Origin of the sequence: Aeromonas sp. R7-1, assembly GCF_040908115.1 — a bacterium.
GTDB lineage: Bacteria > Pseudomonadota > Gammaproteobacteria > Enterobacterales > Aeromonadaceae > Aeromonas > Aeromonas caviae.
Window position 1 is genome coordinate 13567 of sequence record NZ_JBFODD010000049.1, and the last position, 15095, is coordinate 28661.

Sequence of the window (15095 nt, forward strand, 5' to 3'; positions counted from 1 at the left end):
CATATTTATTCCACAAGCCAGAGTGTCTGGCCCTCTATGGAAGGGGCTGCCATTCTCTTGCGGGGTCGACCGCCCGGGGGAGTGAAGTGCCGCCAGGCGAGGGAAGGCGATCCCGGCTAATCGGAGCTTAAAATGGGATTCGTTCAGGGTTGAAATTACGCCGCACGCCCCCTACACTGCCCGCCCCAAACAGCCTGGTAGAGAGGAGGATAGAAGATGAGAAGAGTCATTCTCACACCCTTGCTGGCCTTTGCCATGAATGGATGCGGGGGTGGAGAAGGCGGGAAAGACGATGCCATTCCCCCCACGATAACAACCTATTTCGAGGCGTCCACCCAGAGCACCCAGGGTGGGCAGTTGAGCCCGGCCAGCCTGCGCCTGAGCGCCGGTGAGCAGGGCAGTTTCACCGTAGCACCCGACGCCGGTTATGTGTTGGCGCAGATTGCGGGTTGTGAGGGGACGCTGGACGGCCTCACCTATACCACGGGCCCCATGCGCGGCGATTGCCAGGTCTCGGCGAGCTTCACTCAGGAGACGGCCCCCGTCTATTTCGAGGCCACCACCCAGAGCAGCCAGGGTGGGCGGCTGAGCCCGGTCAGCCTGCGCCTGAGCGCCGGTGAGCGGGGGCGTTTCACCGTCGCGCCCGACGCCGGCTTCGTGCTGGAGCGCATAGAGGGCTGTGACGGCACCCTGCAGGGGCACGACTACATCACGGGCCCCATGGGCGCCGATTGCCAGGTGTCGGCGCGCTTTATCAAGCATGCCGCCCATGCCATTGCCCGTGAGGATCACGCCCTCGCCAGCGACGTTGAGCTCATCGCCCATGCCCGTGGCGCCATCGCCGACAGCGAGGCGCGTCGCACCGAGCTGGTTCGCACCCTCTATCAGGGTCTGGGGGCCATCAGCTGGAACCCGAGCCACGACTCCATCACCTTCTCCAGCTTCCAGCCCGAAAACACCCTGACCCTGCTTCCCTCCAACATCAATGGCAAGGGGGAGAGCGAGATCCGCGGCCTGGTGATGGTCTCCGAGCAGGATGAGTATCGCCGGGCAGCCATGGGGGCGAACCTGTTTGCGGTGGATCGCACCCCCCAGAGCGAGGCGCTGCTCAAGGGGCTGATCGGCTGGCTGACCCGGGGGAGGGACAGTGATGACGATGGCCTTCGCATCCTGACCGCCCAGGTGCCGAGTCGCGCCGACAGCTGGTATTTCCCCCATAACGAGGGGATCCGGGACTGGCTCAAGGCCATGTATCCGGACGCGCACAGCATCAACCAGGCCGATGAGTGCGATTATCAGGCCCTCGACGCCTGCATCGACCGCATGGCGCCGGATCTCATCGTGATAAGCGACCTCGATCGCCAGGGGCTGGGATACCAGGGCATAGCCCAGGCCATCGCCAAGGCGAAGGCCGCCGGGATCCCGTTGCTGCTCTCCAACTACCGGCGAGAGGCGAGCCCCCTGCTGGCGCCCCTCTATCTGGAGATGGGGCTGGTGACCTGGGGCAACTACTGGTCGAAGCTCAAGGTCAGTAATCTGGCGGTGAGCACCATCATGGCGCCAGATCCCCAGCTGATGGCGGTCGATACGCTGCTGAGCAACCTCAAGGAGGGGTATTTCAGCACCCAATGGCTGGATGCCTGCAGCGGCAACTTCCTCAACTGCGGCGGCGTCGATGAGTTCAATGTGCAGTTCAAGAATGGCGCCGACTGGCTCAGGAATGCCGCCATCACCCTGGACAAGGCGGGGATCAGCCCCTTCTCCCGCGGCGGCCTGGCGCTGTTGCCGGCCAGCCTGCTGCTGGCCGACAAATACCGCGTCGCCATCGATTACCCCATCGCCTGGGACGAGCATCAGGCCTGGCAGCGGGCGATGTTTGCCGACTGGCTGGTGAGCTATGCCCGTGTTCGCAACCCGGCCCAGCCCGATCTGGGGGAGTACGTCGTCGATCGCAGCCAGGTGTTCAAGGGAGATCAGGCCCATTACGCCTATCCCGCCGTCATCAGCGACAGCCGCCGCATCTCGGTGCCCTATTCCGGGCAGTGGACCTCGACGGGCTGGTATGCCCTGCCGGGGCAGCGTATCACCCTGAGTCGCACGGATACTGAGGATGTTTCCGCTACCGTGCGGCTCAATTACCACAGACCCAACACCAACCGGGCCTATGAACAGAAGGTCTATCGGGCGCCGCTGGAGCTGGCCAGCGGGCGGCTTCCCCTGAACAAGGGCGGCAGCGTCAGCTTCACCTCGCCCTATGGGGGCCCTGTCTATCTCCACCTGGAGGGGGGAGCCGGGGCGCTGCAAGTGGAGGTGACCGCCACCGGCGTGACCCGCCATCCGGCCATCCTGGACTTCAGTGACGAGCAGCAGATCCGGGACTTCAACGAGCGGCTGGAGCAGACCGAGCTGCCCCATGTCGATCTCAGGGCCGATGGCGCCGAGCAGCATCTGCGCCGGGATCGCTTCACCGGGGCCATCGGGGGGGCCATTGCCGACACCGATGCCCTGCTGGAGAGCATCTCCCGGGATCATATCAACAGCGTCTATACCCTGGCGGGCTTCAAGATCCAGGGCAAGCGCCTGGAGGAGTCGCTGCCAGGCGAGGTCCGGCGCGCCTGTGTCGCGCTGCTGGGGGATCTGTGTCTCGATGAGTCACTGCATACCCGCACCATCATCCAGCATGCCAACTACGACCAAAATGCCCATTGCGGGGTCGGCTGCAGCGGCAACCCCTGGGACTCTTCCGGCAGCATCAGCCCGACCGGTTGGCTGGACAATCACGAGCTGGGGCACAACCTGCAAACCCAGCGCCTGAATGTGCACTATGCTGCCGCCAGCGATACGGACAACTGGCGCGGCTATGGCAGCCGCGCCGGGGAGAACTCCAACAACATCTTCCCCTATGTGGTGAAGTGGCAGGCCCACTATCTGCGCGATGGCAACAGCGCGCCCATCAAAGATGGTCACATGAATCACAAGGATCTGTTCTATGCCTTCATGTCCGACGCGGCCGGGGTGACGGACAAGAGCGGCAACCGGGTGGTGCTGGGGGCCAACTGCAAGGTGCTGGATGCGGGGGAGAGTCGCTACGAGGCGCCCTGGCGGAGCAATGCCTATGCGGTGAACAATGGCTATCGTATGGCGTTTTATATCCAGATGGCGCTGCGTGCCCACGGTATGAGGCTGGCGGACGGCACCCGCCTGAGCAACGGCTTCAATATCTTCACCCTGCTCTACCAGCATTCACGGATCTTCGGCGCCGTTGCCGACAACGAGAACGACTGGAATGCCAACAGGGACAGGCTCGGCTTTGGCCTCTTCCCCTTCCAGGGGCATGGGGTCTATGGCGGCAAACAGGTGCGAGACATACCGGGCAACGACTTCATGCTGGTCGCCCTCGGCAGGCTCACCGGCCTGGACTGGCGCAGCCACTTCGATCTGCTGGGTCTGCGCTACTCGACGCTCGCCGCCGCTCAGGTGGAGGCGAACCAGCCCTCGGGCGCCTTGCCCATGGGGATGTACGTGCTGGAGGACGATCTCCCGCCCGTCAACATGAGCGAGGGGCTGACATTCCTGCCCCTCTCCGAGACGGATGGCAGCACCCTCTGGCCTCGCGACCAGGGATCGCCGGCCAGCTGTCCTGTTCCCTAATAAAGAAAAAACGCCCTCAGGGGCGTTTTTTCTTGGTCAGCGCAGGCCAGCCGGAGAAGGGCGGTACTCGCGCTGAGCCTCGTAGCCCTGCGGGGAGATTCACGCCTTCAGCAGACCGAGAAACGCCTTCATGGCGGGGGTGACACTGTGTTTGCGGGTGATGAAGGCGATGGTGCCGGCGCTTGCATCGCTCAGGGGGTGGCAGGGCAGCTTGAAGAGCTGATGGGCGGTGGCGGCGATGCCGGCGCTGACCACGGCGCAGCCGAGCCCGTGGCTCACTCCGTTGGCCAGGTGGAACAGGGAGTCTGTCTCCAGCACCACCCGCAGGCTGAGCTGCTGGCGGGCGGCGGCCTCGTCGAGGTAGCGGCGAAACTGCATGGTGCTGCTCGGCAGGATCAGGGGGAGATCCTGCAAGTCCGCCAGCCTCAGGGGTTGACTCGGGGAGAGGTGCGGGGGCAGGGGACCCAGCAGGGCCATGGGGTTGGGGTGGCGCAACTGGACGTCGAGGGCCCGGCGCTGATGCTCGGTGAGCAGCTCGTCAAAGCCGAGGCCGATGTCAGTCTGGTGCAGATCCAGCTGCTCGAGCAGGGTGGCGTGGGTCATCACCGACAGGCGCAGGCTGACCTTGGGGTAGGCGTCGTGGAAGCGCTTGAGCAGCGGCATGATGTCGATGCTCGACTGGGGCACCATGCCTATGCGCAGGGTGCCAGAGAGGGCGCCACCAAACAGGCTCAGCTCCTGGTGCATGGCGTCCTGCTCCAGCAGCATGCGCTCGGCGTGGTGCAGCACCACTTCCCCCGCCGGGGTCAGTGCCACAAATTGGCTGTTGCGCACCACCAGCTCGGTGCCGAGGGATTTTTCCAGCGCCGTGATGCTGGCGGACAGGGTCGGCTGGGTGATGAAGCAGGCCTTGGCCGCCTTGGCGAAGTGTTTGTGCTGGGCCAGCTCGTAGAAATAGTGCAACTGCTTGATGTTCATTGAAGAGGGGCGTTTGACGTGGAGAATGGCTGACAAAGTTAATCAATCGACATCGCCAAGGCAATAGAGGTTGTCTATCGGCGAATAGATTTGTTTCATTGGTTTTGGGAGCGCGACTTATCTAAACTTGAGGCCCGAATACAGCTTATAAGCGTCTCGCATGATCCCATTCAATTCACGGTTGCCCAGGCTGGATGAGCTGGTGGAAGAGGTGGCCGTGTCCGTCAACATCAACGGCATCAACCACGCGGTCATGATGGCCACCCCGGACGATCTCGACGACTTCGCCATCGGCTTCCTGTTTGGCGAGGGCATCATAGGGGGCAATCACGATGTGCACGACATCCAGAGCACGCCGTCCACGCAGGGGGTGGTGCTCGACATCACCATTGCCAATCGCTGTCTGGCTGTACTGGGTCAACGCAAGCGTCGCCTGGCCGGGGCGAGCGGCTGCGGCATCTGCGGGGTGGAGGCCATCGAGCATGCGCTGCCCGCACTCACCCCTTTGACCGCGGGTGCCCCCTTCCATATCGAGCGTCTGCGGGACTTGCGCGAGCGCATCACCCCCTGGCAGAGCAAGGCCCGCCAGAGCGGGGCCCTTCATGCGGCCCTGGCGCTGAATGACCGCGGCGAGATCCTGGCCTGCCGGGAAGACATCGGCCGCCACAACGCCCTGGACAAGCTCATCGGCATGCAGCTGCGCCAGCCCGCGCAGGCCGATACGCTGGTCATCACCAGCCGCTGCGGCAGCGAACTCATTCACAAGGCGGTGCAATTTGGCGCCGCCCACCTCATCAGCCTTGCTTCTCCCAGCCAGCTCGCGGTGCAACTGGCCCAAAAATACAACCTGACCCTCATTCATGTGCCCAGATCCGATGCCCCGGTCTGCTATGCCAGCCCCCGGTTCCAGGATCAGTTCGGAGACTCCCATGTCCAGTCATATTGAAAAACCGGCCAAGGCCGGCGGCTTTTCCTCCCTGCAGTCCACCTTCAAGCAGGTGCTGCGCAGCCAGAAGACCCGGCAGAACATCAAGAACCTGCTGCGGGTCAACCAGACCGACGGCTTCGACTGCCCGGGCTGCGCCTGGGGGGACAACAAGCAGGGGGCCTTCCAGTTTTGCGAGAACGGCGCCAAGGCGGTGGCCTGGGAGTCCACCGGCAAGACGGTGGGGGCCGCCTTCTTCGCCGAGCATTCGGTGCGTCGCCTCGCCACCCAGAGCGACTACTGGCTCGAATACCAGGGGCGACTGACCGAGCCCCTGCGCTACAACCCGGCCACCGATCACTACGAGCCGGTTAGCTGGGATCAGGCGTTTGCCCTCATCGCCGACAAACTCAAGAGTCTGGCCAGCCCCGACGAGGTGGAGTTCTACACCTCGGGACGCGCCAGCAACGAAGCCTCCTATCTCTATCAACTGTTTGGCCGCCTCTATGGCACCAACAACTTCCCCGACTGCTCCAACATGTGCCACGAGGCGAGCGGGGTGGGGCTCATCCAGTCCGTCGGGGTGGGCAAGGGCACCGTGGTGCTCGATGATTTCGACGCCGCCAAAGCCATCTTCGTCTTTGGCCAGAACCCGGGCACCAACCACCCGCGCATGATGAATGCCCTGCGCAAGGCGGCGCGCCAGGGCTGTCAGATAGTCACCTTCAACAACCTGAAAGAGGTGGCGTTGGAGCGCTTCGCGAGCCCCCAGAGCCCGGCGGAGCTACTGACCCCGGCGGCCACCACCATCAGCCACCAGTACCTCACGCCAAAACTTGGCGGTGACATGGCGGCCATTCGCGGCATGGCGAAATACATCCTGGAAGAGGAGGGGGGGCGCATCGATCTCGCCTTTATCGAGCAGCACACCGCGCACTTTGACGACTACCTGGCCCAGGTGAAGGCCACGGAGTGGACGCAGATCGAGGCGCAATCCGGCCTCGGTCGGGAGGCGATCACACGGGCGGCGCAGATCTTCGCAAGCAGCGAGAGCGTGATCAGCTGCTGGGCCATGGGGATCACCCAGCACAAACATTCGGTCGACACCATTCGCGAAATCGTCAACCTGCACCTGATGTGCGGCCAGATTGGCAAGCCGGGGGCCGGACTCTGTCCGGTGCGCGGTCACAGCAACGTGCAGGGCAACCGCACCATGGGGATCAACGAGAAACCCAATGCCGCTTTCCTCGATCGCCTGGAGCGCCGCTTCCCGGTGGGCTTCAAGCGCACGCCGGGGCACAACGTTTACGAGGCCCTCAAAGCCCTTCATGGCGGCAAGAGCAAGGTGCTCATCTGCCTTGGGGGCAACCTGGCAGCCGCCGCGCCGGATACCGAGTTCACCTATGAAGCGATGCGAAGGAGCGAGCTCAACGTGCAGATCAGCACCAAGCTCAACCGCAGCCACCTCATGGTGTCAAAAGATGCTCTTATCCTGCCCTGCCTGGGCCGTACCGAGCTCGATCAGCAGCGCACCGGGGTGCAGAAGATCACCGTGGAGGACACCTTCAGCATGGTGCACGCCTCCACCGGGATGAACGAGCCGGTCTCGCCGCTCTGTCTCTCCGAGATAGACATCGTGGCTCGCATGGCCGAGGCAACGCTCGGCAGCGAGCGGGTGGACTGGCTGGCGCTGCGGGATGACTACGGGCTGCTGCGGGATCTCATCGAGGAGACCATCGCGGGCTTTGGCGACTTCAACCGCCGCATCGAGGAGCCATGCGGCTTCCATCTGGAGAACAGCGCCGCCCTGCTGCGCTGGAACACAGCGAGCGGGCGCGCCGAATTCAGGGCGAGCCGTTTGCCGGACTCCATCCTGCCCGAGTGCACCAGCCACGCGGAGCAGATGGTGGACCAGCCCGTGCTGCTGCTTCAGAGCCTGCGCTCCCACGATCAGTACAACACCACCATCTATGGCATGGATGACCGCTATCGCGGCATCAAGGGGCGACGCAACGTGGTCTTCATGAACGAGGAGGATGCCAGGAGGCTGGGGCTCGCCGAGGAGCAGCGGGTGGACATGAGTGCGGTGTGCAACGACGGGCGCGAGCGGGTGGTGCGGGGCTTTAGCGTCATCTTCTACGAGATCCCGAAAGGGAACATCGCCGCCTACTACCCCGAGACCAACCCCCTGGTGGCCATCGAGAGCATAGGGGAGGGCTCTTTCACCCCCACCTCCAAATCGGTGCCCGTACTGGTGACCCCGAGCGCCGCCTCGGTCGAGAGCCTGGCCGTCACGCTCTGATTCTTCATATGGATACCGTCCGACCCCTGCCATGGCAGGGGTTTTTTATGGCCGAACGGTGTCCGGCAAAGCCTGGGCCGATCAGCCCAGGGCCACCACCACGCAGTTTCGGCCCTGGCTCTTGGCATCATAGAGCGCCTTGTCCGCCTCCTTGAGCACGGCGGCGATGCTGGTGGCATCCGCCCCCCAGTGGGCGACGCCGAGGGAGATGGTGATGTGGCCAGCTACCTCCATGTCGTGGCTCGCCACTCGGGTACGCAGGCGCTCGGCGATCTTCTGCGCCTGTGCAAGGGAGACCCCGGGCAGCAGCAGCAGGAACTCCTCGCCGCCGCTTCGACACAAGGCGGCATCGGAACGCAGATCCTGCTGCATCAGGGTGGCGAGGGAGACGATGACGGCATCCCCCACGTCGTGACCGAAGCGGTCGTTGATGGCCTTGAAGTGATCGATGTCCAGGGCAATCACCGTCAGGGGCTGACGTTCGGCCTCGTACTCGTCCAGCATCTGCTGCATGGCCCGGCGGTTGAACAGGCCCGTCATGGGATCGGTGTGGCTGTCGGTGTGCAGCTTGTCGATCTTGGTATTGAGCAGCCCCAGCCCCTTGAGGATGGCCTGCTTCAACTGGGCCGCTTCGAAATACCAGGCGCGGATCCCCGAGATGCTGGTGGCGGCCCCCTGCTGATCCATGAGCCCGGCCCGGTTGGCCAGTTGCCGCAAGGGTCTGGCGATGATGGTGGCCGAGAGCCAGATGACGAAGAGAATGAAGAGGGTGACCGGGATCATCCCCTTGAGGATCTCCAGCATCTGTTCATCCAGACCGGCCAGGGTGGCGCTGCGGGGGCGCTGGGCCACTATCCCCCAGCCTGCGTCTGCCACCGGGGCAAAGCCTGCCAGCATCTCGCTGCCCCGGGAGTTGAGCACGCTTTGCGCGCCATCCTGCCCCTTGAGCACCGCATCCACCACCCGGTTCTTGCCAATCCTCTGGCCGATGCGTTCCGGGTTCGGGTGGTAGATGAGGGTGCGCTGGCGGTCCACCACATAAAGATAAGAACCATCCTGGTAGTAGTGCTGCCCCAGCAGGCTGGAGAGCACGCTGGCGGACTCCAGATAGATGGTGCCGGCGACATAGCCGAGGTAGCGCTTGTCTGCCGAGAAGATGGGGTGGGAGAGGCTGATGAGGTAGTTGCCAGTGAGGGAGACCAAGGGATCCGCGATGAGGGGCTGCTGGCTTGCCAGGGTCCGGCTCGCATTGGCCGAGGTGAGCTTGACCCCTTTCACATGCAATGCCTCGGGAGAGACGGCGACGATGACGGAATCGGTGTTCACGATGGCCACCGAGTTGAAGGTGTTGGTCTGCTGGCGCAACTGGCCTGCCACCTCCTCGAGTCCATGAAGGTCGTTGCCCTGCAGCAAGGGGGCGAGCCGGGCCGCGCCATAGGCCAGCTGTCCCTGGGCCGAGCGCAACATGGTCTCGGTGGAGGCGGCGAGCTTGGTGGCATAGACCCGGTTTGCTTCCAGGGTGCTGTCGATGAGCAGTTGCCGTTGTGCCTGATAGATGGCGTAAAAGCTGTTGCCAAAGGTAGCCAGCACGCCGATGACGGCCAGCGCAAGGATGAGGCGATGCAGATCAAACCTCAGCAGCCAGTGAGAGTGCATGAACGAAACGGATCCTTGTCGTGGCGTCGGGGCAGTGCGGCAATTTTAAGGGGGGTGTCCGCCCAATGCCATCGTTAATGTGATTCTCGAATGGTTCCCTTTCATGGGGTGTCCCGGGTGGGTGCCCCGTTCCCTGCCGTCATGAGGCCGGTGAGGGCGGGATCCGCCAGCTCCGCCACCGTCTGCCAGAAGGGGGCGACGAGGGGATTGTCGTTGCCCGGCGGGCGAATGAGCCCGATGATCCAGCTCGCGTCGGCCTCCCCGAGGGGCAGGGTCAGCACATCGGGATGCTCAATGGTGGTGGAGGAGGGGACCAGGGTCCAGGCGATGCCGGCTGCCGCGGTGGCGATGCCGGCGGCGAAGTCGTTCACGTACTGGATGTCCTGAAAGCGCAGGCCGCTCTGGGCGAGGTAATGGATGAACTGATCGTAAAAAGAGGGGGCCTTGTCCCGGCGCAGGATGGCGAGCGGCTTCTCCTGCAGATCGGCGAGCCCCGCCACTCCCTGATAGCCTGCGGGCAGCACGGCGACGAAATGGGCGCGCACCACGGGCAGCACCGGCCAGCCCTTGGGGGCGGGCAGGCGGCAGAAGCCGAGATCCAGGCGGCCCTCCGCCAGCGCCAGCAACTGGTGATGGGTGGAGAGATCGTTGAGCTCGATGGCGACCCCGGGGCGGCTGTCCCGAAAGCGGGCGATGGCGGCGGGCACCAGCAGCTTGGTGGCGACCCCGAAGCCGATGCGCAGGGTACCCGCGTGGCCCGCCAGCACGTCGCGGGCGCTGCGGGCGAGCTGTTCGCTCTGGGCCACCAGGGTGCAGGCGTCGGCGTAGAGGGCGCGCCCGAGCACCGTCAGCCGGGTGCTGCCGGCGTTGCGCTCGAACAGCTCGCCGCCAAGGTCCGCCTCCAGCCGGCGGATCTGCTTGCTCAGGGCCGACTGGGTGACGTGCTGGCGCGCCGCCGCCTGACCAAAGTGCAATACCTCCCCCAGGGTGACGAAGGCTTTCAGGTCTCTCAACTCCATGGTGCCTCGCTTGATTCCAGATAGGAATGATAGGTGGCCATATTTGTCATTGGACGGAATTCTAGAAGTGTTGGATGCTGGTGCCAACTCATTTCGGGCCCCTGTACGGGGTCGACGTATCACGGGATGGCCCCCGCCATCCGCGCAGAAGGAGCAACACCAGATGCATCATCACAAGTTCAACGACTTCCCGAACGGTTTCCTCTGGGGCGCCGCCTCCGCCGCCTATCAGGTGGAAGGAGCCTGGAACGAGGAGGGCAAGGGCCCCTCGGTATGGGACAGCTTCACCAAGCTACCGGGCAAGACCTTTGAAGGGAGCAACGGAGACGTGGCGGTGGATCACTACCACAGGGTGGAAGAGGACGTGGCGCTGATGGCCGAGATGGGGCTCAAGGCCTATCGCTTCTCGGTGAGCTGGCCGCGCATCTACCCGACGGGGCGTGGCGAGGTGAACGAGGCGGGGCTCGCCTTCTATGACAGGCTCATCGACGCCCTGCTGGCCCATGGCATCGAGCCGGTGCTGACCCTCTATCACTGGGATCTCCCCCAGGCCCTGCAGGATGAGTACGGCGGCTGGGAAGACAGGCGGATCATCGACGACTTCGAGCGCTATTGCGTGACCCTCTATCAGCGCTTCGCCGGCAAGGTGAAGTACTGGGTGTCGCTCAACGAGCAGAACTACAACCTGACCAACGCCTACCAGCTTGGCACCCATCCTCCCGCCGTGCAGGACAGAAAGCGTTTCTTCGCCGCCAACCACATCGCGTTTCTCGCCAACGCCCGGGTCATCAAGGCGTTTCGCCAGCACGTGCCAAACGGCCTGATTGGGCCGAGCTTTGCGTACTCCCCCGCCTATCCTGCCTCCTGCGCCCCGAGCGACATGCTGGCGTTCGAGAATGCCGAGGAGTTCACCAACCTCTGGTGGCTGGATGCCTACTGCTTCGGCCGTTACCCCCAGGCAGCGCTCGCCTATCTGCGGGAGACCGGCGAGGCACCGGAGATCCTGCCGGGCGATCTCGAGCTCTTGCGCGAAGGCACCCCCGACTACATCGGGGTCAACTACTACTACACCCTGACCTTCACCGACAACCCCCTCGGCGGCCAGACGATGCAGCGCATCAACACCACGGGCAAGAAGGGCACTACGCCCTCCAGCGGCATTCCCGGCCTCTACAAGACGGCCCCCAATCCGCACCTTGAGACCAGCAACTGGGACTGGGCCATCGATCCCACCGGGATGCGCATCGCCCTGCGCCGGCTCTCCTCCCGCTACGCCCTGCCGCTGATGATCACCGAGAACGGCCTGGGGGAGTTCGACAAGCTGGAAGCCGGGGACAAGGTGAACGACGACTACCGTATCGCCTATCTGCACAGCCACCTCAAGGCGTGCCAGGAGGCGATGCAGGACGGGGTCGAGCTGATTGGATATTGCGCCTGGTCCTTCACCGACATCCTGAGCTGGCTCAACGGCTACCAGAAGCGCTACGGCTTTGTCTACGTGGACAGGGACGAGCAGGGAGGGTCTCTTCGTCGCATCAAGAAAGAGAGCTTCCACTGGTACAGCCAGGTCATTGCAAGCGGTGGCAAGACTCTGTAACGGGCCCGGTGCGCCGCACCTCGTCTGCCCAATGCCGGAAGGCCCCCTCGTCGGAGGGGGCCTTCCTTGTTTGTGCAGTAGGCAACCATGACCGCCTAGATAAACATGCCGCCCGAGGCTTCGATGCGCTGGGCGGTGATCCAGCGGCAGTCATCGGAGAGCAGGGCGGCGATGGCACCACCGATGTCGTCGGGCTGACCTACCCGGCCAAGGGCGGTCTGGCTCGCGAGAAAGTCGTTGACTCCCTTGTTGTCGCGCACCACGCCGCCGCCAAAATCGGTCTCGATGGCGCCGGGGGCCAGCACGTTGACCGCGATGCCCCTGGGGCCCAGCTCCTTGGCCAGATACTGGGTGAGCACCTCGACGCCCCCCTTCATGGCGGCGTAGGCGGCATAACCCGGCATGGCGAAGCGGGTGAGGCCGGTGGAGAGGTTGAGGATGCGACCGCCGTCTGCCAGGAGGGGCAGGAGCGCCTGGGTCAGGAAGAAGGTCCCCTTGAGGTGGATGTTGAGCAGGGTGTCGAACTGCTGCTCCGTGGTCTGCTCGAAGCTGGCATGAATGCCGATCCCGGCGTTGTTGACCAGGAAGTTGAAATGGGTGCGCTGCCACTCCCGGGCGAGCAGTTGCGTCACCTCCTCTGCAAAGGCCGCGAAGGTGGCGCTCTCGCCCACGTCCAGTGCCAGGGCATGGGCCCGAACGCCGAGGGCGCGGGCCTGGGTCACCACCGCCTCCGCCTCTGCGGCCTGGCTGCGGTAGGTGATGATGAGGTCGACGCCTTTGGCGGCGAGGGCCAGGGCCCCGTGCTTGCCAAGGCCGCGGCTGGCCCCGGTGATGAGGGCGATGGGTCTGGTCATGGTATGACTCCTGTCAGGGTGGCGGACACAGGCTCGATACGAGCCGACCGGATCACTGTATTGTTCCTTTTAAACTGGATAAATAGCGTGATAATAGAATCACTGTTCCGTTTATCGAGACAATCAGGCCATGGATCAACTGGATGCGATGAGAGCCTTCGTGCGTGTCGCCGAGCTGGAGAGTTTTACCCGCTGCGCCGAGCAGACGGGCATCCCCAAGGCGACCCTCTCTGCCGCCATCCGCCGGCTGGAGGAGCGCATGGGGACCCGGCTCCTGCTGCGTACCACGCGGCGGGTGCAGCTCACTACGGACGGCCAGCTCTGCTATGCCAGATGCCGGGAGCTTTTGGCGGACATGGAGGAGTTTGACGGCCTGTTTCGCCAGGGGGGGCAGATCTCGGGACAACTGCGGGTCGACATGCCAAGCCGGATGGCCCGCCACCTGGTGATCCCGGCCCTGCCGGACTTTCTGGCGCAGCATCCCGCCCTGCAACTGATGCTGAGCAGCACGGACAGGCGAGTGGATCTGGTGCGCGAGGGGTTTGACTGCGTGGTGCGGGTCGGGGCGCTTGAGCCCTCCAGCCTGGTGGCCAGGCCCCTTGGTCACTATCGCCAGATCAACTGTGCCAGCGCAGGCTACCTGGCTCGCCACGGGGTGCCCCGCACCCTTGGGGATCTGGCGGGCCACCGGCTGGTGCACTATGGTCCCGGGTTTGGTGCCGGGCAGGGGCGCAGCGAGCCCGGCTTTGAATACCTGGCGGAAGATGGCCGCCGCGCCCTGCTGCCCATGGCGGGGGCCCTCATGGTCAATGACAGCGAGACCTACCTGGCGGCGGCGCTGGCGGGGCTGGGCATCATCCAGATGCCGCGGGTGGGGGTCGAATCCCTGCTCGCGGGGGGCGAGCTGGTGAGCATCCTGCCCCAGTGGCAGCCGCCGCCGCTCCCCATCCACGCCCTCTATGCCCATCGCCGCCAACTGGCCCCCAGGGTCCAGCTCTTCATCCACTGGCTGGCGGGGTTGCTCGCCGCCCATCTCGGGGGCGCCTCAGAGGCGGCTGCGCCTTGAGCGAAACTCCCTCGGCGAGAGGGCAAACGCCTCGCGAAAGAAGCGGGTAAAGCTGCTCTGGCGGGCAAAACCCAGGCGCTCCCCCACTGTCTGCAGGGGGAGGGCGGGATCCTGCAACAGGCGGCAGGCCTCCTCCCGGCGCACCCGCTCCAGCAGGCCCGAGAAGTGGCACCCTTCCTCCCGCAGATGGCGGTTGAGGGTCCAGCGGGTCAGCTTGAGGTGCTCGCACACCCCATCGAGCAGAGAGGAGGCCTCGGTGCTCTCTTGCCACAGCTGCTGGCGAATGAGTGTCATCACCCTGTCCCGGTAGCGGCTGCTGGGGCGAAGCTGGGCCATCTGCCGGTCGAGCTCCCCGAGCAGCAGGGGTTGCAGGGGCAGGTTGCACTGCCCGTGGGCGAGATCGAGCAAGGCGGCGGGAAAGCGTAGCTCGAAGGCCGCCCCCTGTTGCAACCGCCCTTCCAGCCAGCCTGCCAGCTCACGCCACAGCCTGGGGCGTACCGGGGTGGGCAGCACCAGCAGCCCCTGGCCCGGGTGGTAGAACTGGAGCAGGGCATAGAGGTGGCAGAGGTTGGCCAGGCTGCTCAGGGCGATGACGTCCGGGTGATCGGACTCCGAGTGGTAGCTGATCCTGGCCTGTCCCTCTTCTTCTTGCAGGCGGATCTCGTCGCTCTCGCCGATGAGGGGGCGGTAGGCGAGGAAGAAGTGCAGGGCCTGGCGAAGGGTGGCGGCGTTGCAGCACAGGCTCGCCAGCGACATGAAGTCGGCAAAGAGGCCGGGGAGGGCGGGGGGCGTCCAGTCGAGGGCCAGATCCACGTGGGGGGCTGCCCCGGCCAGCAGCCGGAAGTGGCGCCCGGTGTCGAGCCGCCCCTGGGGGATCAGCAGCTCTTCGTGGGCGATGCCGCAGGGGTGCAGGAGGGCAGCAGGATCCCGCCCGCGGGCCTGCCAGTGGTTGAGGCAGTGCAGGGCAATCCGGTTGGAGACGGTCTTCACGGCAAAAATCCTTGTCAGCGGTGGCCCACCATCATCGGCCAACGGCGGCGGATTGCC

Annotated in this window: 10 protein-coding genes; 5 read left to right on the forward strand and 5 right to left on the reverse strand. The window is 64.7% G+C overall.

The window, feature by feature from the left end; all coding sequences use genetic code 11:
- The first annotated feature begins 216 nt into the window (after window positions 1-216).
- Window positions 217-3651 (forward strand): ImpA family metalloprotease, encoded by a 3435-nt coding sequence (locus AB5Y51_RS13015; protein WP_368178561.1) that lies wholly within the window; start codon window positions 217-219, stop codon window positions 3649-3651.
- 99 nt (window positions 3652-3750) lie between these two features.
- Here AB5Y51_RS13015 and AB5Y51_RS13020 read toward each other — a convergent pair whose 3' ends face one another.
- The gene (locus AB5Y51_RS13020; RefSeq protein WP_368178594.1) at window positions 3751-4629 is read right to left on the reverse strand and encodes a LysR family transcriptional regulator; all 879 of its coding nucleotides are present in this window, start codon (window positions 4627-4629) and stop codon (window positions 3751-3753) included.
- A gap of 160 nt (window positions 4630-4789) precedes the next feature.
- On the opposite strand from AB5Y51_RS13020, the gene fdhD reads away from it, so the two are divergent.
- A complete protein-coding gene (fdhD, locus tag AB5Y51_RS13025; RefSeq protein WP_368178562.1) occupies window positions 4790-5575 on the forward strand; it encodes a formate dehydrogenase accessory sulfurtransferase FdhD in 786 nt (261 codons plus the stop codon).
- Window positions 5559-7856 (forward strand): FdhF/YdeP family oxidoreductase, encoded by a 2298-nt coding sequence (locus tag AB5Y51_RS13030; protein WP_368178563.1) that lies wholly within the window; start codon window positions 5559-5561, stop codon window positions 7854-7856. The genes fdhD and AB5Y51_RS13030 overlap by 17 nt, the downstream gene beginning before the upstream one ends.
- Window positions 7857-7937: 81 nt before the next feature.
- On the opposite strand, the gene AB5Y51_RS13035 is transcribed toward AB5Y51_RS13030, so the two are convergent.
- Together AB5Y51_RS13035 and AB5Y51_RS13040 are read right to left on the reverse strand one after the other, a co-directional pair.
- Window positions 7938-9512 (reverse strand): sensor domain-containing diguanylate cyclase, encoded by a 1575-nt coding sequence (locus tag AB5Y51_RS13035; RefSeq protein ID WP_139701062.1) that lies wholly within the window; start codon window positions 9510-9512, stop codon window positions 7938-7940.
- Window positions 9513-9613: 101 nt separating this feature from the next.
- Window positions 9614-10531: a LysR family transcriptional regulator gene (locus AB5Y51_RS13040; protein ID WP_219604773.1), complete on the reverse strand. Its 918-nt coding sequence runs from the start codon at window positions 10529-10531 to the stop codon at window positions 9614-9616.
- A 163-nt stretch (window positions 10532-10694) separates the two neighbouring features.
- Between AB5Y51_RS13040 and AB5Y51_RS13045 the strand changes: the two genes are divergently transcribed.
- The gene (locus AB5Y51_RS13045; protein ID WP_041215229.1) at window positions 10695-12128 is read left to right on the forward strand and encodes a glycoside hydrolase family 1 protein; all 1434 of its coding nucleotides are present in this window, start codon (window positions 10695-10697) and stop codon (window positions 12126-12128) included.
- A gap of 95 nt (window positions 12129-12223) precedes the next feature.
- On the opposite strand, the gene AB5Y51_RS13050 is transcribed toward AB5Y51_RS13045, so the two are convergent.
- On the reverse strand, window positions 12224-12982 hold the full coding sequence (locus tag AB5Y51_RS13050) for an SDR family NAD(P)-dependent oxidoreductase (RefSeq protein ID WP_010674615.1): 759 nt from the start codon (window positions 12980-12982) through the stop codon (window positions 12224-12226).
- Between the two features lie 130 nt (window positions 12983-13112).
- Between AB5Y51_RS13050 and AB5Y51_RS13055 the strand changes: the two genes are divergently transcribed.
- On the forward strand, window positions 13113-14048 hold the full coding sequence (locus tag AB5Y51_RS13055; RefSeq protein ID WP_048207600.1) for a LysR family transcriptional regulator: 936 nt from the start codon (window positions 13113-13115) through the stop codon (window positions 14046-14048).
- On the opposite strand, the gene AB5Y51_RS13060 is transcribed toward AB5Y51_RS13055, so the two are convergent.
- Complete coding sequence (locus AB5Y51_RS13060; RefSeq protein WP_323931509.1) at window positions 14028-15038, reverse strand: helix-turn-helix domain-containing protein; 1011 nt, start codon at window positions 15036-15038, stop codon at window positions 14028-14030. The genes AB5Y51_RS13055 and AB5Y51_RS13060 overlap by 21 nt on opposite strands.
- Window positions 15039-15095: the final 57 nt, after the last annotated feature.

Bases quoted from the DNA above. Each gene is read 5' to 3' on its own strand.
- AB5Y51_RS13050 (WP_010674615.1), bottom strand. From the start codon at position 12,982: ATGACCAGACCCATCGCCCTCATCACCGGGGCCAGCCGCGGCCTTGGC.
- fdhD (WP_368178562.1), top strand. From the start codon at position 4,790: ATGATCCCATTCAATTCACGGTTGCCCAGGCTGGATGAGCTGGTGGAA.
- AB5Y51_RS13020 (WP_368178594.1), bottom strand. From the start codon at position 4,629: ATGAACATCAAGCAGTTGCACTATTTCTACGAGCTGGCCCAGCACAAA.
- AB5Y51_RS13045 (WP_041215229.1), top strand. From the start codon at position 10,695: ATGCATCATCACAAGTTCAACGACTTCCCGAACGGTTTCCTCTGGGGC.
- AB5Y51_RS13030 (WP_368178563.1), top strand. From the start codon at position 5,559: ATGTCCAGTCATATTGAAAAACCGGCCAAGGCCGGCGGCTTTTCCTCC.
- AB5Y51_RS13015 (WP_368178561.1), top strand. From the start codon at position 217: ATGAGAAGAGTCATTCTCACACCCTTGCTGGCCTTTGCCATGAATGGA.
- AB5Y51_RS13055 (WP_048207600.1), top strand. From the start codon at position 13,113: ATGGATCAACTGGATGCGATGAGAGCCTTCGTGCGTGTCGCCGAGCTG.
- AB5Y51_RS13035 (WP_139701062.1), bottom strand. From the start codon at position 9,512: ATGCACTCTCACTGGCTGCTGAGGTTTGATCTGCATCGCCTCATCCTT.
- AB5Y51_RS13040 (WP_219604773.1), bottom strand. From the start codon at position 10,531: ATGGAGTTGAGAGACCTGAAAGCCTTCGTCACCCTGGGGGAGGTATTG.